This is a genomic window from Pseudomonas sp. TH49 (assembly GCF_016650625.1).
In the GTDB taxonomy this organism is placed as follows: domain Bacteria; phylum Pseudomonadota; class Gammaproteobacteria; order Pseudomonadales; family Pseudomonadaceae; genus Aquipseudomonas; species Aquipseudomonas fluorescens_H.
The window spans coordinates 336,979-361,132 of record NZ_JAEKFL010000002.1 but is presented as its reverse complement, the minus strand read 5'-3'; the positions used below and the strand labels follow the sequence as shown (position 1 = coordinate 361,132).

The window sequence follows — 24,154 nt, the reverse complement described above, 5'->3', positions numbered from 1 at the left end:
TCGCGATCAATTTTTCAGGGACGATTCATGAAACGGATTGCCGCGTGTCTGCTGTCACTCCTGGCCCTGGCGGCCGATGCGGCCGATCTGCAACTGCTTACCGACAACCACCCGCCCCTGCATTTCCAGCAAGGCGATCAATTGGTGGGTTACGGCGTGGATGTGGTGCGCGCGCTGGCCGAACAGACCGGCGACCGGATCGATCTGCAACAAGTGCCGTTGCTGCGCGCCCTGCGCACCGCCAGCGAAACACCCAACACCGGCGTCTTCACCGTCCTGCGTACCGACGAGCGCGATGACCGCTATCAATGGGTCGGGCCGCTGATTGAAGTCGAAACCGCGCTGTATGCCCATGCAAACAACCAGCCGCCGGTAAAAACCCTGCAGCAGGCGGATCAGGCCGGTCGTATCAGCGTGCCGCGCAAATGGCTGATCTACAGCTACCTGCAACAGCAGAACCTGAAGAACCTCGACGGCGTCGAAACCCCGGAACAGATGATGCGGCTGTTCAGCCTTGGCCGAACCGATTTCGTGGTCTCCGACACACTCTCCACCGCCGCGCTGGCCCGCACCCAGGGCATGGAACCGGGACGCTTGCAGTATCAGATTCCGCTGATGAAACAGGACACCTACATTGCCTTTTCGCTGCAGACCGATCCGGGTCAGGTGCAACGCTGGCAGCAGGCACTGGAAACCTTGCGCGCCGATGGGCGAATGGAACAGATTCGCCAGCGCTGGCTGATGAATGCACTGCCGAGATGACTGAGCTGCCCCGTTCAACTGCAGGAGTGAGCCTGCTCGCGATAGCGTCAGCCCCTTCAGCAATGAGGTGACTGACCCACCGCTATCGCGAGCAGGCTCACTCCTACAGGGATCTGTGCAAGCCGGTCTGCTTTCATTCCACCAGCCGCGCCGCCAGCGCCTTCGCCTGCAACGCCACATCCGTCACCGCCGTGCTCTCCCACCACATCCCGCGCAACGGTGGCCCCATCGCAAACAATAGGCTGCCGGTCTGCCCTTCAGCGTCCAGCACCGCACCGTCCACCGCCGCCGCAATCCCCAAGGCCAACGGCCCGGGGCGCACCAGCCCGCGCGCCAACAATTGCTGCGGCAGCGGCCGCGCGACGCGGCGCCAGTCGTACTCGATGCCGCTGGAATTGATCAGCGCTGCCCCCTGTACTACACAGGTTTCCACCTCGCCCCGGCGCCGAATCCGAATACTCACACCCTCGCCCGCCACCGGCTCAAGCCCCTTGAACGACGCCGCCTGAATCCGCAACCGCCCCTCGTTGTGCAAGCGCTCCACCAATGCCGCACTCAACGGTGGCGAACGGTGATGATGACTCTCCCACCACGGCCGTACATGACGTACGAATTGTCGACGCTGCACATCAGTCGCCTGACTCCACAGCCGTCCGATGTGCGCCCGCACCGTGTCCAGCGGCGCCTGCCAATCGATGCCCTGAGCGATCGCCTCGCGGCAATGCCTGCGCAGCTCGCGCAACAACTGTCGCGGCGTGCGAATGCTCTGATCCTCGGCGAGGAAATCCACCCACGCCGGCGGTTGTCGACGCACATGGGGCAACAGTCCATGACGGGAAAACACTTCGATCGGCCCGCGATGCCCGGCCTGCTCCAGCGAAACCACCGCATCAACCATGGTCAGGCCGGAGCCGATGATCAGCACGGTCGATTGCGGATCGAGTTGGCGCATGGCCGCAACATCCCACGGATCAAGCGCAGCGGCGTTCAGGCCACTGGACTCTTTCTGCGGCGTGCGGGCGGCGGGGAACATGCCCGTGGCGAGCACGGCGCGAGCACCGCGCAGCGTCTGCCCATTGCTCAAGCTCAGTTGCACTGAGTCGACATCGGTTTGCACATCGACGGCTTCGGCGCAGATGTGCTCGACCGTCGAACCGTGCTGCGCAACAACGAACCGCGCTTCGGCCAAGCGCTGCTGCACATACACGCCAAACAAGCCACGTGGCGGGAACAGCTCACTGATCGGCACGTTCTGCTTGGCAGATTGCGGCCAGCCGCCAGCGGCAATGTGCGCGGTCAGCCATTGAGTCAGATCATCGGGGTTGTCCGGGTCGACACTCATGCGCGCCGCATTGCCGTTGAGCGTATGCCCCAGTTCGACCGCGCTGTAAGCTTCACCGCGCCCAAGTTCAGCGCGTGGCTCGATGATCAGGATCTGGCGTTGGCCGGGCAGTCGCAGCAATTGCACGGCCAGCATCGTACCGCTAAGGCCCCCGCCGATAATCAGGATGTCTGCGTTCTGATTCATTTCAAATCACCACATTGCGCACAAACCGCACCGCGACCGCTCCGTCATTGCGATAGCCGTGCGGCTGGTTGCTGGCAAACATGAAAAACTCACCGGCAGAAATGGTGTTGGCCACGTCGCCAACCGTTAACGTCAAGCAACCCTCGAATACGTAAATCTGTTCGCTCCAGCCATCGGCGTCTGGTTGCGAGGGATAGACCTCGCCCGGTTGCAGGCACCATTCCCACTGCTCGACTTCACGGGTAGCGGTCGCCTTGGACAACAACACCGCTTTGCTGCCGGGAATCACTCCGGCCCACGCCACCTCGTTGATGCGGCTGGTATCGCGCGCGTCGGGGGCCTGGATCAGGTCGCTGAACGCCACGTCGAGCGCTTCGGCGACCCGGTCGAGGGTGGTCAGGCTGACATTCTTTTCCCCGGCCTCGATCGCCACCAGCATGCGCCGACTGACGCCGGACTTTTCCGCCAGCGCGGTCTGACTCATGTCGGCAGCGTGGCGCAGGCGCCGAACGTTGTGGCTGACGTGTTGCAGGACGGAGGCCCGTTGGCTGGAATCTTTGTGCACTATATTGCTCACTCGGTGGGGTTGGGCAGTATACTGCGCAACGTTGGGCGCATTGTGCGTCCTGCCTTTTATAGTGCGCAAGGTCATGACGTCAGTGAACGGTTCCTCCACCCCTCTTCGCTTCTCCCGCTTCAGCAAGGCCGAATGCGTGCTGGTGCTGATCACCATGGTCTGGGGCGGCACGTTCCTGCTGGTGCAACACGCCATGACCGTCAGTGGCCCGATGTTCTTCGTCGGCCTGCGCTTTGCCGCTGCGGCCGCCATTGTCGCGCTGTTCTCCTGGCGTCACTTGCGTGAACTGACCCTGTTCGAGCTCAAGGCCGGCGCCTTCATCGGCGTGGCGATCATGCTCGGTTACGGCTTGCAGACGGTTGGCCTGCAAACGATCCCGAGCAGCCAGTCGGCATTCATCACCGCGCTGTACGTGCCCTTCGTGCCGTTGCTGCAATGGCTGGTGCTGGGCCGTCGTCCGGGGTTGATGCCAAGCATCGGCATCATGCTGGCGTTTACCGGGTTGATGCTGTTGTCCGGTCCGTCCGGGGCTTCGCTGAATTTCAGCCCCGGCGAAATCGCCACGCTGATCAGCGCCATCGCGATTGCCGCCGAGATCATTCTGATCAGTACCTACGCCGGTCAGGTCGACGTGCGCCGGGTGACCGTGGTGCAGCTGGCGGTGACCTCTGTGCTGTCGTTCCTGCTGGTAGTGCCGACCGGCGAAGCGCTGCCGGATTTTTCCTGGACCTTGCTGGTGACCGCACTGGGTCTCGGCGCAGCGAGTGCGGCGATTCAGGTGGCGATGAACTGGGCGCAGAAGAGTGTTTCGCCGACCCGGGCGACCTTGATCTATGCCGGTGAGCCGGTGTGGGCCGGGATCGTCGGGCGGATTGCCGGGGAGCGCTTGCCGGCGATTGCCTTGGTTGGCGCGGGGTTGATTGTCGCGGCGGTGATTGTCAGTGAGCTGAAGACCAAGGGTAAGGTTGTCGAAGTGGACGCTGAGCTGGAGCGGGAAACCCAAGGTTAATCCGCAATATCTTGAGTGCCTGAACCATAGCTATCGCGAGCAGGCTCACTCCTACAATTGAAATGCGTTTCCCCTGTAGGAGTGAGCCTGCTCGCGATGAGGCCATCCCAAGCGACATCCATCTACCTGAAACAATGCCAAACAGAAAATTCCAGACTACTTTGTAGGATTCTGAGACATCCTCGGGTTTGGTAATCAGTGAGCTGGCACGTATGATGCTTCACAAACTTCCGCAGATTAGAAGCCTATGTCCCTGATAGTTCTACTGCTTCTGCCATTCATTGGCAGCTGTCTGGCAGCGGTGCTGCCACACAACGCGCGTAATACCGAATCCCTGTTGGCAGGTGTGGTCGCTTTGATCGGCACCGTGCAGGTAGCGCTGTTGTACCCGCAAATCGCCCACGGCGGGGTGATTCGCGAAGAGTTCATGTGGCTGCCCAGCCTGGGTCTGAACTTCGTCCTGCGCATGGACGGCTTCGCCTGGCTGTTCTCGCTGCTGGTGCTGGGCATCGGCGCACTCGTCTCTTTATATGCGCGTTATTACATGTCGCCGGACGACCCGGTGCCGCGCTTCTTCGCCTTTTTCCTGGCGTTCATGGGCGCCATGCTCGGGCTGGTGATCTCCGGCAACCTGATCCAGATCGTGTTCTTCTGGGAGCTGACCAGCCTCTTCTCGTTCCTGTTGATCGGCTACTGGCACCACCGCTCTGACGCCCGGCGTGGCGCCTATATGGCACTGATGGTCACCGGTGCGGGAGGATTGTGCCTGCTGGCGGGGGTCATGATCCTCGGCCATGTCGTCGGCAGCTATGACCTGGACAAGGTCCTGGCCGCCGGCGATCTGATTCGCGCACATGCCCTCTACCCTATTCTGCTTCCCCTCATCCTCATCGGCGCCCTCAGCAAAAGCGCCCAGTTCCCTTTCCACTTCTGGCTGCCGCACGCCATGGCGGCGCCCACCCCGGTTTCGGCTTATCTGCACTCGGCGACCATGGTCAAGGCCGGGGTGTTCCTGCTCGCGCGCCTGTGGCCGTCGCTGTCCGGCAGTGAAGAATGGTTCTACATCGTCAGCGGCGCCGGGGCGTGTACGCTGTTGCTCGGCGCGTATTGCGCGATGTTCCAGAACGACCTCAAGGGTCTGCTGGCCTACTCGACCATCAGCCATCTGGGCCTGATCACCTTGCTGCTGGGTCTGAACAGCCCACTGGCAGCGGTCGCGGCGGTGTTCCACATCCTCAATCACGCGACCTTCAAGGCTTCGCTGTTCATGGCCGCCGGGATCATCGACCACGAGAGCGGCACCCGTGACATCCGCAAACTCAGCGGCCTGATCAAACTGATTCCGTTCACCGCCACGTTGGCGATGGTTGCCAGTGCATCGATGGCCGGCGTGCCGTTGCTCAACGGTTTCCTCTCGAAAGAAATGTTCTTCGCCGAAACCGTGTTCATCAACGCCACCGCGTGGGTCGAAGCAGCACTGCCGATTGTCGCGACCATCGCTGGCACATTCAGCGTCGCCTACTCGCTGCGCTTCACCGTCGATGTGTTCTTCGGCCCGACGGCTACCGACCTGCCGCACACTCCGCACGAACCGCCGCGCTGGATGCGTGCGCCGGTGGAGCTGCTGGTGTTCACCTGTCTGGTCGTCGGGATCTTCCCGGCGCAAGTGGTCGGCCCGCTGCTCGCGGCCGCCGCACTGCCGGTGGTGGGCGGCACGCTGCCCGAGTACAGCCTGGCGATCTGGCACGGTCTGAATGCACCGATGATCATGAGCCTGATCGCCATGTCCGGCGGCATCGTGGTCTATCTGCTGTTGCGCAACCAGCTCAAGCGTGGCCGCTTCAAATACCCGCCGCTGGTGGGCCGTTTCAACGGCAAGCGTTTGTTCGAGCGCAGTCTGGTGATCATGATGCGCATGGCCCGTCGGGTGGAACGCCGACTCGGCACCCGACGCCTGCAGATGCAACTGTTCCTGATGGTCCTGGCGGCAGTGCTCGCCGGCCTGATCCCGATGCTGCACAGCAGCCTGAGCTGGGGCGACCGGCCGAAGATTCCGGGTTCCATCGTGTTCGTCACCCTGTGGCTGCTGGCGATTGCCTGCGCCCTCGGCGCGGCATGGCAGGCCAAGTATCACCGTCTCGCCGCCCTGACCATGGTCAGCGTCTGCGGGCTGATGACCTGCGTGACCTTCGTCTGGTTCTCGGCGCCGGATCTGGCCCTGACGCAACTGGCGGTCGAAGTGGTGACCACGGTGCTGATCCTGCTCGGCCTGCGCTGGCTGCCACGACGCATCGAAGAAGTCTCGCCACTGCCATCGAGCCTGCGCAAGGCGCGGGTGCGCCGCTTGCGCGACTTGCTGCTGTCGATTGCGGTCGGCGCCGGCATGGCACTGCTGTCCTACGCCATGCTGACGCGGCAGACGCCCAACGACATTTCCTCGTTTTACCTCAGCCGTGCCATGCCCGAGGGCGGTGGCAGCAACGTGGTCAACGTGATGCTGGTGGACTTCCGTGGCTTCGACACCCTCGGTGAAATCACCGTGCTGGTGGCCGTGGCACTGACCGTGTTCGCCCTGCTGCGGCGCTTCCGTCCGCCGAAAGAAAGCCTGCAATTGCCGGCCCAGCAACGCTTGCTCGCGCCGGATGTGGTCACCGATCTGGTCAACCCGCGTACAGCCAGCGACACCGCGCTCGGGTTCATGATGGTGCCGGCAGTGCTGGTGCGCCTGTTGCTGCCGATTGCGCTGGTGGTGTCGTTCTACCTGTTCATGCGCGGCCACAACCAGCCGGGCGGCGGTTTCGTCGCCGGATTGGTGATGTCAGTGGCGTTCATCCTGCAGTACATGGTCGCTGGCACCCAGTGGGTCGAGGCGCAAATGAGCCTGCGACCGCTACGCTGGATGGGCACCGGCCTGCTGTTTGCCACCGCCACCGGTCTCGGGGCGATGGCGGTCGGCTATCCGTTCCTGACCACCCACACCTGGCATTTCGCATTGCCGCTGCTGGGCGAGATCCATATCGCCAGTGCGCTGTTCTTCGATATCGGCGTGTACGCCGTAGTGGTCGGATCGACGCTGCTGATTCTGACCGCCCTCGCCCACCAATCGGTGCGTGGTCACAAGACCGCGTCGCTGCCCAAGTCCGTCGCCAGCAAAGGAGCCGTCTGATGGAAGAAGTCATCGCAATCGCCATCGGCGTACTCGCCGCGTCCGGTGTCTGGCTGGTGTTGCGGCCACGGACATTCCAGGTGGTCATGGGCCTGTGCCTGTTGTCCTACGCGGTCAACCTGTTCATCTTCAGCATGGGCAGCCTGTTCATCGGTAAAGAGCCGGTGATCAAGGACGGCGTGACCCAGGACCTGCTGCACTACACCGATCCGCTGCCGCAGGCCCTGGTGCTGACGGCAATCGTCATCAGCTTTGCCATGACCGCGCTGTTCCTGGTGGTGTTGCTGGCGTCGCGGGGCCTGACCGGCACCGACCACGTCGACGGCCGGGAGCCCAAGGAATGATGGCGATGACTCACCTGATCGCCGCACCGATCCTGCTGCCGCTGCTGACCGCCGCCATCATGTTGATGCTCGGCGAAAAGCACCGCCCGCTGAAGGCGAAAATCAATCTGTTCTCCAGCCTCGTCGGCCTGTTCATTTCGGTGATGCTGCTGCAGTGGACGCAAACCACTGGTGTGCCCGGTTCCATCGGCGTGTACCTGCCGGGCAACTGGCAGGCGCCGTTCGGCATCGTGCTGGTGGTCGATCGCCTGTCGGCGTTGATGCTGGTGCTGACCGGCATCATCGGTGTCAGCGCCCTGCTTTTTGCCATGGCGCGCTGGGACGGCGCGGGGTCGAGCTTCCACGCGCTGTTCCAGATTCAACTGATGGGCCTGTACGGCGCGTTCCTCACCGCCGACCTGTTCAACCTGTTCGTGTTCTTCGAAGTGCTGCTCGCGGCCTCTTATGGCCTGTTGCTGCACGGCTCGGGTCGGGCGCGGGTGTCGTCGGGGCTGCATTACATCTCGATCAACCTGCTGGCCTCGTCGCTGTTCCTGATTGGCGCGGCGCTGATCTATGGCGTCACCGGCACCCTGAACATGGCCGATCTGGCGCTGAAGATTCCACTGGTGCCGGAAGCCGACCGTGGCTTGCTGCATGCTGGCGCGGGGATTCTTGCGGTGGCGTTTCTGGCGAAGGCCGGTATGTGGCCGCTGAACTTCTGGCTGGTGCCGGCCTACTCCTCGGCGAGCGCACCGGTGGCGGCGATGTTCGCGATCATGACCAAGGTCGGCGTCTACACCCTGCTGCGCCTGTGGACGCTGCTGTTCTCGGGGCAAGCCGGGGCCTCGGCATTCTTCGGTGGTGACTGGCTGATCTACGGCGGCATGGCGACCATGGCCTGCGCGGCGCTGGCGATTCTGGCCGCGCAACGTCTGGAGCGCATGGCCAGCCTGAGCATTCTGGTGTCGGCGGGGATTCTCCTGTCGGCGGTAGGTTTCGCCCAGCCGAACCTGATCGGCGCAGCGCTGTTCTATCTGGTCAGCTCGACCCTGGCCCTGAGCGCACTGTTCCTGTTGGCCGAACTGATTGAGCGTTCGCGTTCGGCCAACGAAATCCCGCTGGAGGACGAAAACGAGTTGTTGCCACGCCCGCAGGAATCCTTGCAACCGCCCAAGGGCATCAACCTCGACGACGAACAGAAAGCGGTGGTCGGTCAGGTCATTCCGTGGACCATGGCGTTTCTCGGTTTGAGCTTCATTGCCTGCGCGCTGCTGATCATCGGCATGCCGCCGCTGTCCGGGTTCATCGGCAAGCTCAACCTGATCGGTGCCCTGCTCAATCCGTTGGGGCTGGGGACTGATGCTCCAATCTCGAATGCTGCATGGGCGTTGCTGGCGCTGCTGATCCTCTCCGGACTGGCCTCACTGATGGCATTCGCCCGTATGGGTATCCAGCGTTTCTGGACACCCGAAGAGCGCCCTTCGCCGCTGCTGCGCAAGCTTGAATGTGCGCCGATCTTCCTGTTGCTGGGGCTGAGCATCGCACTGACCTTCAAGGCCGAGCCATTGCTGCGCTACACCCAGGCCACCGCCGACGCCTTGAACAATCCGCAGCAATACGTAATGGCGGTGCTCGGCACTCGCGCCGTGCCAAGCCCTGAAGCCAAGGCCGCGATGCTGGAGGTGCAACCATGAAGCGTGTATTTCCCGCGCCGTGGCTGTCACTGGCACTGTGGGCCTTGTGGCTCACGCTGAACCTGTCTGTCAGCCCGGGCAATCTGCTGCTCGGTGCAATACTGGGGTTCGCGGCACCGCTGATGATGCGCAAGTTGCGTCCGAAACAGGTACGCATTCGCCGCCCGCTGACGATCCTGCGCCTGTTCCTGCTGGTCGGTCGTGACGTGATCCTCTCCAACCTGATCGTCGCCTGGGGCGTGCTCAACGCCGGTCGCCGACCGCCGCGTTCGCGCTTCGTCAAAGTGCCGCTGGACCTGCGCGACGCCCACGGTCTGGCCGCTCTGGCGATGATCTGCACCGTGGTGCCCGGCACCGTGTGGTCGGAGCTGGCGCTGGATCGCAGCATCCTGCTGCTGCACGTTTGGGATCTGGATGACGAGGCGCACTTCATCCACCACTTCAAGACTGCCTACGAGCAGCCGTTGATGGAGATTTTCGAATGAGCCCGCTGTTGTCGAACGCGATTCTGCTGACGCTGTTTCTATTCTCGCTGGCGATGGTCCTGACCTTGATTCGCCTGTTCAAGGGGCCTTCGGCACAGGATCGGGTACTCGCTCTGGATTACCTGTACATCGTCGCCATGCTGATGATGCTGACGTTGGGCATTCGTTATTCCAGTGACACTTACTTCGAGGCGGCGCTGCTGATCGCGCTGTTCGGCTTCGTCGGCTCGTTTGCCCTGGCGAAATTCCTGCTGCGTGGCGAGGTGATCGAATGAATGCTGAATTGTCGCTGTGGGTCGAGATTCCGGTGGCGATCCTGCTGGTGCTCAGCGGGGTGTTTGCGCTGATTGGTGCGACCGGATTGCTGCGCATGAAGAATTACTTCCAGCGCATGCACCCACCGGCGCTGGCCTCGACGCTGGGCGCCTGGTGTGTGGCGCTGGCATCGATCATCTGCTTCTCGGTGCTCAAGTCCGGGCCAGTGCTGCACGCGTGGCTGATTCCGATTCTGCTGGCGATTACCGTACCGGTGACCACGCTGCTGCTGGCGCGGGCGGCATTGTTCCGCAAACGCATGGCCGGGGATGATGTGCCGGCTGAGGTGAGTAGTCGCAGGACCGATAGTGGTAGTTAGTTTCTACACCTATGGTGTCTGAGCGGGCCTCTTCGCGAGCAAGCCCGCTCCCACATTTGGAATGCATTTCCCCTGTGGGAGCGGGCTTGCTCGCGAAGAGGCCGGTGCTGCCAACCCATGAACCGGGTCAGATCCAGGCCACCGCCAACAACCCCGCCCCCAACACCAGACAAAGCGGCGAATACACCCAGGTATCCAGCCGCGCAAACCGCGATCCCTTTACCTCCTTGAAAAAACCCACCAGATTCGAATCGCCGATCGCCCGGGCAAACATCAACAATGCAATCGCACTGATCACCCATTGCAACGCCTTGTGGTGCACCGCCGGCATGCCCCAGCCGACCCGCATGCACACCAGCGCGGCAATCGCCAATAATGCTGCCGCCACCACCAAGGTAATCCAGCCTGACGGTTTGAACGCCGGTCGCACCGTTGCCACCAGACCTTGCACCGGCACTTGCGGTACCGCCGCCACCGCCGCCCATTGTCCACCCAGCGCCCAATACACATGTACCAGGGCGATCACTGCAAATATCGTCACCAGCCATTGAGCCAACACAAAGGTCATGGTCGAGAATCCTTTCCAGGGATTTGAACAAAACATCCTAGTTGGCATTTTTTGAAGTGCACGACCGATCGGCGGTACGGTAAAGTGCCGCCCCATGAAATTCACCCGTTCCGATCGCTCACTGCTGGCCTGGATGCTCTATTGCTGCGTCCTGTTCAACGTGTTCGCCTGCAGCATCGGTCACGGGCAAATGGTCGGGATGCAGCTCAACGGTATCGGCGGCCAGTTCTGTACGGTCGACCCGGCCACTCAAGCGCCGCTGGCCAGCAATCCCACCGAAGAGCAACTGCCGACCCTGTCCAAGGCGTTCGGCTGTCCTCTGTGCTCGGTCGGCGGCGGCATGGGCCCGGCATTCAACTCCAGCCTGACCCTCGCGGTTCTGCCCGAGCAACACAGCCCGCCGCTGGCACCCATCGTCAGCGCCGATCTCCCTGCCCGCTTCACCTGGCCTTCGGCCAACCCTCGCGCCCCACCGCTCGCCTGAGTGTCTTCGCCCTTTTGATTGTTCAGCCCACTGCGCCAACGCGCGGCGTTCGCCTGTGCGCTGACTCCTAGACAAGCATTCAGGATTCAACGATGAAACATATTCCTCTGCTGGCGAGCCTGTGCGGCTGCCTGTCCCTTAACGCCTGGGCGCAATCCACCGTGGACCTGGCGCCGATCACCATCGACGGCGAATCCACCAGCGAACCGGGCCTGAGCCTCGATCAATCCAGCGGCATGGCCTCGCGCCTCGGCTTGAGCGTGCGCGACACGCCGGCCTCGGTGGCCGTCGCCAATCGCAACGACATCGAACGTCACGGCGCGCAAAACTTCCAGGACGCCGCCAATACCCTGCCCGGGGTCAATGCCAGTGCACCGCCAGGCTTTGGCGGATTCGTCTCCTACCGCGGCTTCACCAGCAGCCAGATTACCCAGATGTTCAATGGCGTCACCGTCTCCGGTGGCCTCGCCCGGCCGGTGGATTCATGGATCTATGATCGGGTCGAGCTGGTGGGCGGGCCTTCGTCACTGATCAACGGCGCAGGCTCGGTGGGAGGTTCGCTGAACTACGTGACCAAACTGGCAACTCGCGACGAACAAGCCGCTGAAGGTCGCGTCAGCTACGGCAGTTACGACACCACCGAAACCGCGTTCGGCCTCAATCACGCGCTGACCGACCCAAGCGCCGACGTGCAGCACTACGCGCGGCTCGATGTCAGCCACAACACCAGCAACGGCTACATCGACCGGCAGGAACGCGATGCCTGGAGCGTGGCGTTCTCGTTGCTCAGCGACCTCACGCCGGATCTGTCGCACACCCTGGCCCTGGAATATCAGGACGAACACGAAGACAGCCCGTATTGGGGCACGCCGGTGCTCAACCCCAAGGCCGGCGAGTTGAAGATCGACAAACACAACCGCTTCAACAACTACAACGTCGAGGACGGGCGCTACGAACAGCGCACGATCTGGGTGCGCTCGATCATCGACTACCGGATCAACGACAGCACCACCCTGCGCAACACGCTGTATCACCTCGACAGCCAGCGCGATTACCGCAACCTCGAGACCTACCAGTACAACGCCGACAACAGCGCGGTGAACCGCTCCACCGCCTATCAAGTACGGCATCAGGGCGAGCAGAACGGCAACCAGTTCGAACTGCGCCACGACAACACCCTGTTCGGCCTCGACACCACCTGGTCCGGCGGTTTCGAGTACAAGGTCAACCAGACCACCAACTCTCCGCTGAATATCAAAGGCGCGAGCACGGTCGATCCGAACCACTACCGTCCGGGGCATTTCTACGACATTCCCGGCACCAACCCGGCACTGATCAGCGACAAGACCAACGAGGTCACCACCAAAGCGCTGTTCGTGGAAAACCGTCTGGCACTGACCGACAAACTGGCGTTGCTCAGCGGCCTGCGTTACGACGACATCGACCTCGACGTGACCAACCATCGCACCGTGACGGCCGCCAATCCGAAGCACCTCAAACGCAGTTGGGAGCCGGTCACCGGGCGCGTCGGCCTGACTTACCAGTTCATTCCAGCGGCCAACGTCTACGTGCAATACAGCACCGCCGCCGAGCAGCCGAACGGTACTCAAGACTTCGATGTTTCAACGGGCAAACAGTGGGAAATCGGCAGCAAGTTCGACTACCTGAATGGCCGTGGTTCGGCGACGGTGGCCGCGTACACCATCGAGCGCAAGGACTTCGCCGTGACCGATCCGCTGGACCCGACCAGCAGCATCCCGGTGGGTCAGCAAACCTCGAAAGGCATCGAGATCGCCAGTTCCCTGCGGATCACCGACAAGCTGTTGGCCGAAGGCAACTTCGCCTGGGTCGATGCGCAGTACGACGACTTCACCGAAAAGAATGCCGCCGGCGTGGTGGTGTCGCGCAAGGGCAACACGCCGACCAACGTTCCGGATCGGGTCGGCAATCTGTGGCTGACTTATGATTTTTCGCCGCAATGGCAAGGCGGGGTCGATGCACGGTATGTGGCGTCGGTGTATGCGGATACGGCGAACACCATGACCGTGCCGTCGTACACGCTGTTCGGCAGTTTCCTCAGCTACAAGGTCGACTCGCACACCACCGTCACCGGTCGGGTGCGTAACCTGACCAATGAGGTGTATGCCGAGTTTGCGCATGTTTCGCCGGCGTACTACCTGGGTACGCCGCGCACCTTTGAATTGGCGGTGCAGACGAAGTTTTAAAAGCGTAAAAGCTTCGCGAGCAAGCCCGCTCCCACAATTGGAACGCGTCCTCCTGTGGGAGCGGGCTTGCTCGCGAAGAGGCCAGCGGACTCACCACCTACTTCAGATCAGCCGCCACCTTCTCCGCCACATCCTTCGGCACCCATGCCTGCCAGACCTCCGGATGCGCCTTCATGAACGCTTCCGCCGCCTGGCGTGGCGCGGTGTGCTTCTCGCTCATCTCGGCCAGCGCTTTGTTCAGCGGTTCGATAGGTAAATCCACCTTGCTGAAGAAAGCCGCAATCTGCGGATACTCTTTCTGGAACGGTGCAGAGACCCCGATCGACAGCTTCGACGCCAGCGAACGGGTCGGTTTCGGATTCGGGTTGTCGGCATCGGTCAACGTCTTCCACGCCTCGGCATCGAACGGTGGCTCCTCCAGCTGCACCAGTTTGAATTTGCCCAGCAGCGGCGTTGGCGACCAGTAATAGAACAGCACCGGTTTGCCCCGACGAATCGATGAGGTGATTTCGGCGTCCAGCGCCGCACCCGATCCGCTGCGGAAATTGGTGTAGTCATCCTGCAGGCCGTAAGCGGTCAGCTTCTGTTTGTTCACCACTTCCGAGGTCCAGCCGATCGGGCTGTTGAGGAAACGACCCTTGCTCGGGTTTTCCGGGTCCTTGAACACGTCCTTGTATTTCTTCAGGTCATTGACACTGCGCAAGTCCGGGGCCATGGGCTTGATGCCCTTGGCCGGATCGCCCTTGATCACGTATTCCGGCACCCACCAGCCTTCAGTGGCACCCTTGACCGTATCCCCCAGGCTGGCGACCTTGCCCTCGGCTTCGGCCTTGACCCACACCGGACTGCGCCCGGCCCACTCTTCGCCAATGACCTGAATGTCATTGTTGGCCAGGGCGGTTTCCAGGGTGATGGTGGTGCCCGGCAGCGTATCGGTCGGCAGGCCATAGCCCTTCTCGACGATGATCCGCAGAACATCGGTGATCAGGCTGCCGCTTTCCCAGTTCAGGTCGGCGAAATGGATGGGCGTCTGCGCCGCCGTTACCGGTTGCGCCAATGCCAGCACACCGAACGAGACCACGCTGGCGGCCAGTAACCGTCGAAATCCTTTCATGCTTTTGCACCTCGTGCTGTTCTCAGCAATAGCAGGATGGCCTGGCAGAAGACCGCAAGCCTCTGAATACTCAGTCAACTGACTGTAGCCGAGGTTCCTGCTTTTTCCGGGACCGGTTCCCGACGAGGTTACGTTTCAGACTTTTCCTGCAAGCTTTGCAGCTCGCGTCTGACCATGCTGGCGTATTCCGCAGGCCGCAAGGTGTAGATCTGCGCTGCCACCCAGTTCAGCCACGCGCCCTGCAACTCGGCTTTGGCGTGAAACAGCCGCAAGGCCTCTTCACGCGCGCGATCAAGGTTCTGCGAATGGAAGTCGGCGCGACTCAAACCACCGCTCACTCGCTGGCCTTGAACGTGATCAGTTCGCCCTTGCGCCACTTCGCCGCTTTACCGGTCACGGCTTTCAGGGTCTTGGTCAGGCCGTCCTGCAATTGCTGATGCGCGGCAAACACCGTCACCACGCTATGGCCTTCCTTGAACAGGATGGCGTGACCGTCCGCGGTATCGACAAAGGCATAGTCGCCCAGGCCATACACCGTCAGTTTGATTTCGCGAAAGCGAATATCCATCTTGCCGCCTTCACGGCTGGGCAGAACGGCCGCGCTGAAATGATCGCCGACCTTGAGCTTGAGCCCCGGTTTGTCATCGACTACCAACGCACTTTCGGTGTCGATCTCGGCCACATAAATGCCTTCGGCGTTCTGTTCGGTGATGTAAACAAAACGCGATTGAAACTGCTTGACCAGCTTTGCACGCAAATCACCCAACACGAACAAAGCATGCATATCGAGATTACTGACTGCCAAAGAAACATCCCCACATCTGAAAAGTACCCTGCGCCAAAACGCGCACGGCAAAAAAAACGGCCAGGCCGATGCTGTTACCGAATGACTTCAGTAAACCTGAAACAAGCAGAACGCCCATTCATCGCGAGTTCGCAAGACTACTGGAAAGTCACGCGAGAAACTTGGCTCGACGTTCGCCAGGCCTTGAAGGAAAAGTCCTCACTTAAGCGTAGTGAAGACGGACTACAAACTTTAGGGAAAAAGCTGACGAAAAAAAGCCTTTTTCCGACATATCACCGGTAAAAAATTGCTTTAGATAGACACCTGTCGCCAACAGGCACTGGCGATTCTAGAGCAGCGATGCTCCTTCCGACTACCCAAACCGACCTGTAACCGTCGGCTACCCCATGAAAAGGACTTCATATGTGCACTCTGACTCACTTTGCCCAGCCTTCCAACCCCGGCATCGATCAACCTTTCGTGCTGCAAGGCGCTGACTTACCGGACCTTGCACCCTACGCACGAAGCGCTTACGCGCCGCGATTTCAGGTAGTACCGGCGGGTAACGCGTTCTTTCATATCAAGGAATCGTCTACCGGACGTGTAAGAGGTTTCCGCGAAGACCATAACGAAGCGTGCGCCCTCGCCCGCTCGCTTGAATCACGAATCGAACTCTTGTCCAACGGCTGCCTCAGATAAAGAGCAAGCGACAGCGCCATTCCGGCACACGCAAAAGGAGTACACGATGGAACTGCCAGCATATGATCTGAAAACCCTGTTCGACCAACTGGGCCTGCCATCGGAAGACGGAGCAATCGACGATTTCATTGAAGCGCATCCGCTGGACGCCAACACCAAGTTGATCGATGCCGACTTCTGGACGCCGCAACAGGCGCAGCTTCTGAAGGAATGGCTGCGCGCCGACGGCGAAGAAGCGGTGATGGTCGATGAATTGAACGTACGCCTGCACGACGGCCGTTAATACATGTCAGTGCAGGCTGTCGCCAGGCTCGGCCATCAGTTGCGCGAGCCAGGCAGCCTTGCACTCCTCCGCCTCGTCGCGACTGGCGAACGCGGTGCCACGCCGCTCACCGTTGAGCAACACCACCCAGCAGACACTGCGGCCCATCGCACGCAATCCGGCGGGCACACCACTGCCAATCATCACTGCGACATCGACTCTGCACATACTGACCTCTCGACTTCATTAGCTACCTAACTAATAGCAATGTTAGTGACTTCGTCGCAGAGGAAACAGCAACGCCCGTGCACAGATTCATTGCACGAGCGGTAACAATCGATCAGCGCGGACTCTCCGGCTTATATCCCAGGCGCAGACCGCCCCAATGCCGCCCCTTGACCATGATCGGCACCGACAGGTCATGCATCAGCTCCCCGGTATCGCGGGTGTAAGTCTGCAGCAACACCGCTTGTTGATGGCTGCCGCAGCGAATCCCGGTGCGATCAGTGAACTTGCGTTTAGTGCGGCTGCCCACCGCGTCCACCTGCGCGTCGCCAGTCAACGGCTGACTGAACGCCAGGTTGTGCGTCGGCACATAACCCTGCTGCGTGCAGGCGATGGCGAACACCAAGCCCTCGTGGCGTGGCAGCAACGGCTCCTGAATCGCCGGCAGCACTTGATCGGTATAGCGATCAAAACGAGTCTGAAACTTCGCCGGTTGCGTGCCGGGAATCGGCTGATACTGACGGTCGAACAGATCCTCGAGGCTGATCCGCCCCTGATCGACATCCGCCTCGAACCGCGACGCAATCTGACTTGCGCCCTCACGCGCCAGGTCATAGACGCGCTGGTGATAGTCATCCAGACCGACTTCGGCCAGACGCTCGCTGATGGTTTCCGCCTGGCCTTCCATCTGTACGGCGGCCTCGGCCAGGCGCCGGGTCTGTTGATCGCTGATCGCCAGATCACTGCGCATCTGCTCAATGGCCTTGAACAGACTGTCGAGCTGCTCACGGTTGGTTTCTGCGCCACGGGCGATTTCACCGACCTGGGTTTCCACCCCGGCCGCCAGCCGCGCGATGTTTTCCAAATGCTGGCCGGTGTTTTCAACTTGTTCGACACCGGTCTGCAAATCGCTGGACAGCTCGCGGATCTGCTCCACCACTTGCGCCGTGCGTTGCTGAATATCGGCGACCATCTCCCCGACTTCGCCGGTCGCCGAGGCCGTCCGGGCCGCCAGACCACGCACCTCATCCGCCACCACTGCGAAACCGCGACCATGCTCGCCAGCCCGCGCCGCTTCGATCGCCGCGTTCAACGCCAGCAGATTGGTCTGGCTGGCGATGGATTGAATCACCAGGGTTACGCGTTGAATGTCATCGCTGCGCAGACTCAGGGCCTCGATCAACTCACGGCTGGCATTGGCGCGTTGACTGAGTTGATGCATACGCGCAATCGAATCCACCAGCTCGGTGCGCCCGGCCGCGCTGCTGTGATGCGCTTCGCTGGCAGCCTCCAGCGCTTCACGGCTGAGCTTTGAGGTGGCGTGTTCGGTGGCGATCATCACTTCGGCGTTGCTGACAATCTGCGCCGCCGCATCGAGTTGCGATTCCAGTTTGCTCGCCAGTTGCCTGACGGAAAACGCCACGCCGGCGGCTGACAGCGCGTTATGACTGGTGGTGTAGGAAAGATCGCGGGTGAGCTCGGAAATCGCACTACCGGTCTCGGCAGGCACAACATCGGCGACGGCACGCGAGCGCAGGCGCGGCAGCCAGACAATCAGCATCGCCAGCGGCATGCCGATGTACAGCGACCATCCACCCAGCGTCATGCCGGCGAGCAACAGCATCAGGGCGATGCTTTGCAGGGTCGGAGCGATCCAGCGGTTTTTCGGCAACAGCACTGGTGCGGGCATAGCCCCAACCAGAGATCCATCTCTCGTCATATCAACACCCCACGCTTGTTCTCATTGTTGTGACTGCATTAAACGCCACTAGAACGCCATTATCCATGGTCCGTTAGTCGTGGGGTCTGCAGCAGGTCAAAGGAACGGCGCGCGAAATATCGCAGACGAACAAATGCAAAGATCGCAGCCCCGTCAGCTCGTGGAGGAGCTGCCGAAGGCTGCGATCTTTTGCAGGCGCCCCCCATTCAGGGGGCAGCCATGGAATCAGGCCTGACGCTGGTGCTTGTCGATCTGCTCGTGACGCTCTTGAGCTTCGATGCAGTACTTGGTGGTCGGGCTGATCAGCAGGCGCTTCAGGCCGATGGCCTCGCCGCTGTCGTCGCACCAGCCAAAGCTGTCTTCCTTGATGCGCTCAAGGGCTTGTTCCAGTTGCGGCAGCATGCGCTGGTCGCGATCAATCGCGTTGACCAGCCAGGTGCGCTCTTCTTCAACCGAAGCCGCGTCCGCCGGGTCGGCCGGAGTGTCCAGGCTTTCGATGGCGATACGGTTTTGCTCAATGCGCTCGTGGGTTTCGACTTTCATGTTCTGCAACAGCTCAGTGAAGAAAGCGTGTTGCTCGGCATTCATGTAGTCATCTGCCGGCATCGCCAGCAACTTGTCCTTTGTCATTGATATCTCTATAAAAAAACGTGCATTAAGGCGAAATAGGGAGCGTTCCGGCGAACCGTGTCCGGTCGACGAAAAGGCATCGTTTATTGCAAACGCCACCCGGCACTCAATTTACGAAGGGGCGGCAGTCTAAGGCCCGTTTGAGGCCTCAGCAACTGTAAATACCGGGAATTTGTCCGACAACAGCCGTAAACAGCTCTGACACAGGCTTCATGGCGGTCATCGGAGTGCGTTTATAGCAAGAAATTCAGTCGAGCGGCTGTATATAGAAGACAAACGGCTAACCGGGCGGCAGTTGGTCGCATTTTTTTCAGCCATGCCGCCCGTGCAGTGCATCGTTTCAGCTGCGCAGACGCCGAAAATCTCCCCTGCCAACTGCCCGCACCCCGCCTATCATCAGGCACACCGCAAATAACTGTGGCGAGGGAGCTCGCTCCCGCTGGGGCGCGAAGCGGCCCTTGCTCTTCAACTTTAAAAAGCAGTGGGCCTGCTTCGCAGTCCAGCGGGACGGTGCGACGATTCGACAAGCTCCCTCGCCACAGCGTGATTTGATCAGCCCGAAGGATAACTTATGCCCCGCCCCGATCTGCCGGCCAACGACGAGCGCCCCCTCGCCAGCCCCCCGATCAATGCCGAGCGTCTGCTGCAACTGATCACCGACGAATACGACACCCTGCCGCGCCAACTCAAGCGCATCGCCACCTACATGAGCCAGCAAAGCGACCGGATCATGGTCGATCGCATCAGCGACATCGCCCGCGAATGCGAGGTGCATCCGTCCGCCATCGTGCGCTTCTCGCAGCGCTTCGGCTTCAGCGGCTTCAGCCAAATGCAGGCGCTGTTCCGCAGCGCCTACACCCATAAAGCCTCGCCAGTGCAGAACTACCAGCAACGCATCCGCAGCATGATCGCCAACCAGTCGCAGCCGGCCAGCGACGGCGACCTCGCCCGCGAATGCATCGACGCCACCCGCTCCGGCATCGAACGCCTGGGCCACGAACTCGACGACGTCGCGTTCGAGAAAGCCGTCGACCTGATCGTCAACGCCGACAACATCTATGTGGTCGGCGTGCGTCGCTCCTTCGCCGTCGCCGACTACCTCGTTTACAACTTGCAACACACTCACAAGCGGATTCACCTGGTTTCCGGGCTGGGCGGCAGTTATCGCGAACAGATGCGCAGCGTGCGTAGCGGAGATCTGGTGATCGCCATCAGCTTCACCCCCTATGCCAAGGAAACCCAACACTGCCTGCGCTACGCCCGCCAGCAACAGGCCAACACCCTGATCCTCACCGACAGCCAGCTCTCGCCTTTGGCTAAAAACGCCAACAGTCTGTTGCTGGTCAATGAGGGCAGCGCACTGGCTTTCCGTTCGCTGAGTGCGACCTTGTGTTTGTGTCAGGCGTTGTTCGTGGCGGTGGCGTATCGGCTGGAATTGAATGTGGACGAGATTCACGAACAAGCCGGTTTTGACGACTGACATTTGCCTCAGGCTCGGCTAGGTTATGCCTTCCCACCGGTTCGACTTGAAGGAACGCGTCATGAAACTGATCGGCATGCTGGACTCCCCTTACGTGCGCCGCGTGGCGATCTCCGCCAAACGCTTAGGCATCGACCTCGAACATGAATCGGTCTCGGTGTTCCGCCATTTCGAGCAATTCCAGCAGATCAACCCGGTGGTCAAGGCGCCCACGCTGATCCTCGATGACGGCGTGGTCCTGATGGACTCCACCCTCATCCTCGACTACCTCGAAGCCGTCAGCGGCAAAAGCCTGCTGCCGACCGACCTCAAACAACGCGCCAACGCGCTGCGCCTGATCGGCCTCAGCCTCGCCGCCTGCGAAAAAGCCGTGCAACTCTATTACGAACGCAACCTGCGCCCGGCCGACATTCAATACCAACCGTGGGTCGAACGCGTCGAAGGCCAACTCGCCGCGGCCTTCACCGCCCTCGAACAGGAACTGGAAAAAACCGGCCTGCCCACCGACGGCACCCTCACCCAGGCCGGCATCAGCCTCGCCGTCGCCTGGAGCTTCACCGACCTCGTCGTCCCCGACCAGATCGACACCCGCCGCTACCCGCACATCGCCCAATACACCGCCTACGCCGAAACCCTCGAAGCGTTCGTCAGCACCCCGATGACCTGACCATGAGCAGCACCGACACCGCCGCCCCGGCGTTAAAGGAAATCTTCAACGCCGAGCGCCTGCAACACATCGCCAGCGAAATGAGCGCCGTATACCCGGCGTTCAAGGCCAAGGCGTTTCTCAAGCACGCCAACCAAGGGCTGGCGGAATTGTCGGTGATGCAACGCATGGCCCGCGTCAGCGAAAGCCTGCACGCCGTGCTGCCACTGGACTACGAAGATTCCCTCGAAGTCCTGCGCGAACTCGCCCCCCGCCTCAACAGCGGATTCGTCAGCATGTGCCTGCCGCACTACGTCGCCAGCTACGGCGGTCACGCGTTCGATACCTCGATGCAAGCGCTGAAATACTTCACCACCTTCGGCTCCTCCGAATTCGCCATCCGCCACTTCCTGCGCAGCGACCTCGAACGCTCGCTGGAACTCATGCACGACTGGACCCAAGACCAAAACCACCACGTCCGCCGCCTCGCCAGCGAAGGCACCCGCCCCCGCCTACCCTGGTCATTCCGCCTGGAAGCCGTGCAAGCCAACCCGCAACTGACCGCCGGCATCCTTGATCGACTGAAAGCCGACGAGAGTCTGTACGTACGTAAGTCCGTGGCGAACCATCTGAATGACGTTACCAAAGAGCATCCGGAATGGGTGCTGGACACGATTGAAGGCTGGTCGCTGGAGAACAAACACACGGCATGGATTGCCAAGCATGCGTTGCGCAGCTTGATCAAACAGGGCGATCTGCGTGCACTAACGGTGATTGGTGCGGGGGCCAAGGCTGAGGTTGAGTTGCTGGACGTGCGGGTTGAGCCGGCGGTGGTGAGGTTGGGTGAGGCGATTACGTTGTCGTTTACGGTGAAGTCGACGGTGGCGCATGAGCAGCGGTTGGTGATTGATTATGCGATTGACTATGTGAAGGCGAATGGCGGGGTTTCGGGGAAGGTTTTCAAGTTGAAGACGGTGGAGTTGGCGGGGTTTGGGGAAGTGGTTGTGGGGAGGCGGCAGGTGATTCGGGATTTTACGACGCGGAAGCATTTTGTGGGGCGACATGGGGTTAGGGTTTTGGTTAATGGGGAGGTTTTGGGGGGTGCTGCGTTTGAGATTGTTGCTGATTGATACCGGTAATAGATTCGGTTGATTTGGCGGTACTCGGACTGATAGGGAATTACGGATGGGGCTGCTTTCGGCCAGAAGCAGTCGCTCACTCAACCGAAAACGTAGCATCTGGTTTGTTCAAGAGATCGCGTGCAAAATCATTGACCCCGTGAGATTTGCTGTCAAAACATCAAGCTCCCCACCACGATCATTATCCAACTGGAGCGTGGCTTCGCGATATTCAGCCTTTGTATAGGGGCCATGCGTTCAGACCTACCTCATGTAGGTTGGGCCTATCAAACGTTTAAATAAATGCTCAAGGAACAGAAGATTTGAATTATTTTTTAGACAGCGAAGCAGATCAAAAAACAACTGATTTCAAGGACGGAAAAGCCTACGGAAGAGTTGATGACGTGGAAGTGCTGGATGAGCAAAGCGGAAGCATCCTGGTCTCTTACAATGCTATTTTAAAATACGATCTGCATGAGTGTGGCATTCAAAGACGCAATAACTATAGGCTCAACGCTAGACTTAATAGCTTTCAAAATAATCCTTATGAGAAAGCAGTCATTTTTAGAGTGGAAATTGAAACCACTTTAAAAAAAGAAGGCTTCAAAGATCTCGACGCACTCGAGCGCTCATATGCGGATAGTTGGTTCAATATCGAAATACTCAAGCACGGTAGGGGGGCGGGTGACGCCAAGCTTTATACAAACATATTTCGCCCCCCTATTGATGCGCATTTATCATTCACAAAAATATACCCGCGCCACCAAAAAAAACTTAACGATGAATTCTCTCTAGCAACTGCTGACACAATTTCACATCTAGAACTTGAACAAGAAATATCTCGACGAACTCCAAGTGCTGAATATTTAGCTGTCTACGATGTAGGGCAAGGCAACGCCAACGCACTAATTTCAAGCGATTATGAAGAATGCCCAGTCATTTATTTTGACATGGGCTGTGGTGTGGGATCGCATGCTTCAACAACACCAGCGAATCTTACATTCTGCACTTGCAACAATCCTTTGGTGATTTTATCTCACTGGGACAAAGATCATTGGGCGGGTGCATTGCTCAGCAAATCCAAAACATTGCCTTTGACTTGGGTCGTACCTCGACAGCAGCTAGATGCTGCTCACAAGAGCTTTGCACATGAAATAATAGCCGCTGGCGGTCGCCTATTAGTTCTGGACATGCCTCAAAAAAATATGGGTGCGTCGACTTTATCTAATGGTCAGCATTTAAAATTTGCACTCGGTGAAGGCACGACCCGAAATGATTCAGGAATAGTATTGGCAATTGAAAACCCCGATGTACAGTTTCCTTCAAGCTGGCTTCTGACAGGTGACTGTTCATATCGATTTTTCCCGAAATCTTTCCAGTACTCGGCGCCGATTGCAGTGGTAGCCCCCCATCACGGGGGCATAACAAAATCAAACAATATCGCACCGTCACCCGCACCTTTTAATGGATATAATCGCTTAATCTACTCCTACGGACCGGATAATAAATTTAGAACCACCCAGCACCCGACTCCAAGCTCGATTAACATCCATAAACTAGCTGGCTGGGATATGGGAAGCTGGAATAGTGCTCCAGGACACTCGACCAGCACCGGAAACATACGAGCGACTTCCAAGCATAGCCCTTCTCCATTCGAGCGAGGTGGTGTAATGGTCGGCTGGGAGCCGATACCGGTTCTTCCTAAAGTATGCGTTCTAGGAGCACCTATATCTAAACACTAAAAACAGACTAAAAAATAATCCACATCCATAGCAACGAAGGATCTCAACACAACATGCTTCGGCTGCAAAGCCCACAGATAGACTGCTGGGCTTTGGGTACAGACAATTTCGAGAGCGGGTTCCGGCCAGAAGCAGTTGACCGACGATCATATTGATGCTCGTATTTCCAGAGACCGACCATTAACTTTGCAAAAGCACAAGCGGAGGGCTTCTCAAAGTCGCGTTCGAGTGACTCCACAATGCCCTACGAGTTGACATCGAGACTTCCAAAGCAGA

Annotated in this window: 25 protein-coding genes; 16 read left to right on the top strand and 9 right to left on the bottom strand. The window is 59.8% G+C overall.

Annotated elements, in window-relative coordinates; translation table 11 throughout:
- Nucleotides 1-27 precede the first annotated feature (27 nt).
- On the top strand, nt 28-762 hold the full coding sequence (locus JFU48_RS19035; protein WP_103484192.1) for a substrate-binding periplasmic protein: 735 nt from the start codon (nt 28-30) through the stop codon (nt 760-762).
- Nucleotides 763-895: 133 nt separating this feature from the next.
- On the opposite strand, the gene JFU48_RS19030 is transcribed toward JFU48_RS19035, so the two are convergent.
- The gene (locus JFU48_RS19030) at nt 896-2,290 is read right to left on the bottom strand and encodes an FAD/NAD(P)-binding protein (RefSeq protein ID WP_201137306.1); all 1,395 of its coding nucleotides are present in this window, start codon (nt 2,288-2,290) and stop codon (nt 896-898) included.
- A 1-nt stretch (nt 2,291) separates the two neighbouring features.
- Nucleotides 2,292-2,855 carry a helix-turn-helix domain-containing protein gene (locus JFU48_RS19025; RefSeq protein ID WP_003225948.1) on the bottom strand — a complete coding sequence of 188 codons (564 nt, stop codon included), beginning with the start codon at nt 2,853-2,855 and terminating at the stop codon, nt 2,292-2,294.
- Nucleotides 2,856-2,940: 85 nt separating this feature from the next.
- Here JFU48_RS19025 and JFU48_RS19020 point away from each other — a divergent pair, with 85 nt between their 5' ends.
- The 7 genes from JFU48_RS19020 (at nt 2,941) to JFU48_RS18990 (ending at nt 10,181) form a co-directional block, all read left to right on the top strand.
- Nucleotides 2,941-3,876 carry a DMT family transporter gene (locus tag JFU48_RS19020; RefSeq protein ID WP_201137305.1) on the top strand — a complete coding sequence of 312 codons (936 nt, stop codon included), beginning with the start codon at nt 2,941-2,943 and terminating at the stop codon, nt 3,874-3,876.
- 247 nt (nt 3,877-4,123) lie between these two features.
- On the top strand, nt 4,124-7,042 hold the full coding sequence (locus JFU48_RS19015) for a monovalent cation/H+ antiporter subunit A (RefSeq protein ID WP_201137304.1): 2,919 nt from the start codon (nt 4,124-4,126) through the stop codon (nt 7,040-7,042).
- Nucleotides 7,042-7,386, top strand: coding sequence for a Na+/H+ antiporter subunit C (locus JFU48_RS19010; RefSeq protein WP_003225953.1), 345 nt, complete (start codon nt 7,042-7,044; stop codon nt 7,384-7,386). Before JFU48_RS19015 ends, JFU48_RS19010 begins: the two co-directional genes overlap by 1 nt.
- Nucleotides 7,383-9,062 carry a monovalent cation/H+ antiporter subunit D gene (locus JFU48_RS19005; protein WP_003225955.1) on the top strand — a complete coding sequence of 560 codons (1,680 nt, stop codon included), beginning with the start codon at nt 7,383-7,385 and terminating at the stop codon, nt 9,060-9,062. Before JFU48_RS19010 ends, JFU48_RS19005 begins: the two co-directional genes overlap by 4 nt.
- On the top strand, nt 9,059-9,547 hold the full coding sequence (locus JFU48_RS19000) for a Na+/H+ antiporter subunit E (protein ID WP_201137303.1): 489 nt from the start codon (nt 9,059-9,061) through the stop codon (nt 9,545-9,547). Before JFU48_RS19005 ends, JFU48_RS19000 begins: the two co-directional genes overlap by 4 nt.
- The gene (locus JFU48_RS18995) at nt 9,544-9,822 is read left to right on the top strand and encodes a K+/H+ antiporter subunit F (RefSeq protein WP_003225959.1); all 279 of its coding nucleotides are present in this window, start codon (nt 9,544-9,546) and stop codon (nt 9,820-9,822) included. Before JFU48_RS19000 ends, JFU48_RS18995 begins: the two co-directional genes overlap by 4 nt.
- Nucleotides 9,819-10,181, top strand: a complete 363-nt coding sequence (locus JFU48_RS18990; protein ID WP_201137302.1) for a Na+/H+ antiporter subunit G — start codon at nt 9,819-9,821, stop codon at nt 10,179-10,181. The genes JFU48_RS18995 and JFU48_RS18990 overlap by 4 nt, the downstream gene beginning before the upstream one ends.
- 127 nt (nt 10,182-10,308) lie before the next feature.
- Here the strand turns inward: JFU48_RS18990 and JFU48_RS18985 are convergent, their stop codons facing one another.
- On the bottom strand, nt 10,309-10,749 hold the full coding sequence (locus JFU48_RS18985; protein WP_003225962.1) for a DUF3995 domain-containing protein: 441 nt from the start codon (nt 10,747-10,749) through the stop codon (nt 10,309-10,311).
- 94 nt (nt 10,750-10,843) lie between these two features.
- Between JFU48_RS18985 and JFU48_RS18980 the strand changes: the two genes are divergently transcribed.
- Both JFU48_RS18980 and JFU48_RS18975 read left to right on the top strand, forming a co-directional pair.
- Complete coding sequence (locus tag JFU48_RS18980) at nt 10,844-11,233, top strand: DUF2946 domain-containing protein (RefSeq protein ID WP_003225964.1); 390 nt, start codon at nt 10,844-10,846, stop codon at nt 11,231-11,233.
- Between the two features lie 92 nt (nt 11,234-11,325).
- Nucleotides 11,326-13,458, top strand: a complete 2,133-nt coding sequence (locus JFU48_RS18975) for a TonB-dependent receptor (protein ID WP_201137301.1) — start codon at nt 11,326-11,328, stop codon at nt 13,456-13,458.
- Between the two features lie 97 nt (nt 13,459-13,555).
- Here JFU48_RS18975 and JFU48_RS18970 read toward each other — a convergent pair whose 3' ends face one another.
- The 3 genes from JFU48_RS18970 to JFU48_RS18960 form a co-directional block, all read right to left on the bottom strand.
- Nucleotides 13,556-14,572, bottom strand: a complete 1,017-nt coding sequence (locus JFU48_RS18970; protein ID WP_201137300.1) for an ABC transporter substrate-binding protein — start codon at nt 14,570-14,572, stop codon at nt 13,556-13,558.
- Nucleotides 14,573-14,700: 128 nt separating this feature from the next.
- Complete coding sequence (locus JFU48_RS18965; protein WP_103484200.1) at nt 14,701-14,898, bottom strand: hypothetical protein; 198 nt, start codon at nt 14,896-14,898, stop codon at nt 14,701-14,703.
- 8 nt (nt 14,899-14,906) lie between these two features.
- Nucleotides 14,907-15,377 carry a hypothetical protein gene (locus JFU48_RS18960; RefSeq protein ID WP_201137299.1) on the bottom strand — a complete coding sequence of 157 codons (471 nt, stop codon included), beginning with the start codon at nt 15,375-15,377 and terminating at the stop codon, nt 14,907-14,909.
- Nucleotides 15,378-15,779: 402 nt separating this feature from the next.
- On the opposite strand from JFU48_RS18960, the gene JFU48_RS30000 reads away from it, so the two are divergent.
- Nucleotides 15,780-16,055 carry a hypothetical protein gene (locus JFU48_RS30000; RefSeq protein WP_242486683.1) on the top strand — a complete coding sequence of 92 codons (276 nt, stop codon included), beginning with the start codon at nt 15,780-15,782 and terminating at the stop codon, nt 16,053-16,055.
- Between the two features lie 46 nt (nt 16,056-16,101).
- On the top strand, nt 16,102-16,338 hold the full coding sequence (locus JFU48_RS18955; RefSeq protein ID WP_003225976.1) for a DUF2789 family protein: 237 nt from the start codon (nt 16,102-16,104) through the stop codon (nt 16,336-16,338).
- A gap of 6 nt (nt 16,339-16,344) precedes the next feature.
- Here the strand turns inward: JFU48_RS18955 and JFU48_RS18950 are convergent, their stop codons facing one another.
- The 3 genes from JFU48_RS18950 to JFU48_RS18940 all read right to left on the bottom strand — a co-directional run bounded on the left by JFU48_RS18950 (nt 16,345) and on the right by JFU48_RS18940 (nt 18,892).
- Nucleotides 16,345-16,545, bottom strand: a complete 201-nt coding sequence (locus JFU48_RS18950) for a hypothetical protein (protein ID WP_003225978.1) — start codon at nt 16,543-16,545, stop codon at nt 16,345-16,347.
- A 112-nt stretch (nt 16,546-16,657) separates the two neighbouring features.
- Complete coding sequence (locus JFU48_RS18945; RefSeq protein WP_446739784.1) at nt 16,658-17,881, bottom strand: methyl-accepting chemotaxis protein; 1,224 nt, start codon at nt 17,879-17,881, stop codon at nt 16,658-16,660.
- A 606-nt stretch (nt 17,882-18,487) separates the two neighbouring features.
- The gene (locus tag JFU48_RS18940) at nt 18,488-18,892 is read right to left on the bottom strand and encodes a TraR/DksA family transcriptional regulator (protein WP_003225981.1); all 405 of its coding nucleotides are present in this window, start codon (nt 18,890-18,892) and stop codon (nt 18,488-18,490) included.
- Nucleotides 18,893-19,463: 571 nt separating this feature from the next.
- Between JFU48_RS18940 and JFU48_RS18935 the strand changes: the two genes are divergently transcribed.
- From JFU48_RS18935 to JFU48_RS18920, 4 genes are all read left to right on the top strand, one after another.
- A complete protein-coding gene (locus JFU48_RS18935; protein ID WP_045122516.1) occupies nt 19,464-20,372 on the top strand; it encodes a MurR/RpiR family transcriptional regulator in 909 nt (302 codons plus the stop codon).
- 61 nt (nt 20,373-20,433) lie between these two features.
- Nucleotides 20,434-21,039, top strand: a complete 606-nt coding sequence (locus JFU48_RS18930) for a glutathione S-transferase (protein WP_201137297.1) — start codon at nt 20,434-20,436, stop codon at nt 21,037-21,039.
- A gap of 2 nt (nt 21,040-21,041) precedes the next feature.
- Nucleotides 21,042-22,148 carry a DNA alkylation repair protein gene (locus JFU48_RS18925; protein ID WP_201137296.1) on the top strand — a complete coding sequence of 369 codons (1,107 nt, stop codon included), beginning with the start codon at nt 21,042-21,044 and terminating at the stop codon, nt 22,146-22,148.
- Nucleotides 22,149-22,459: 311 nt separating this feature from the next.
- Nucleotides 22,460-23,878 (top strand): hypothetical protein, encoded by a 1,419-nt coding sequence (locus JFU48_RS18920; RefSeq protein WP_201137295.1) that lies wholly within the window; start codon nt 22,460-22,462, stop codon nt 23,876-23,878.
- The last annotated feature ends 276 nt before the right edge of the window (nt 23,879-24,154 follow it).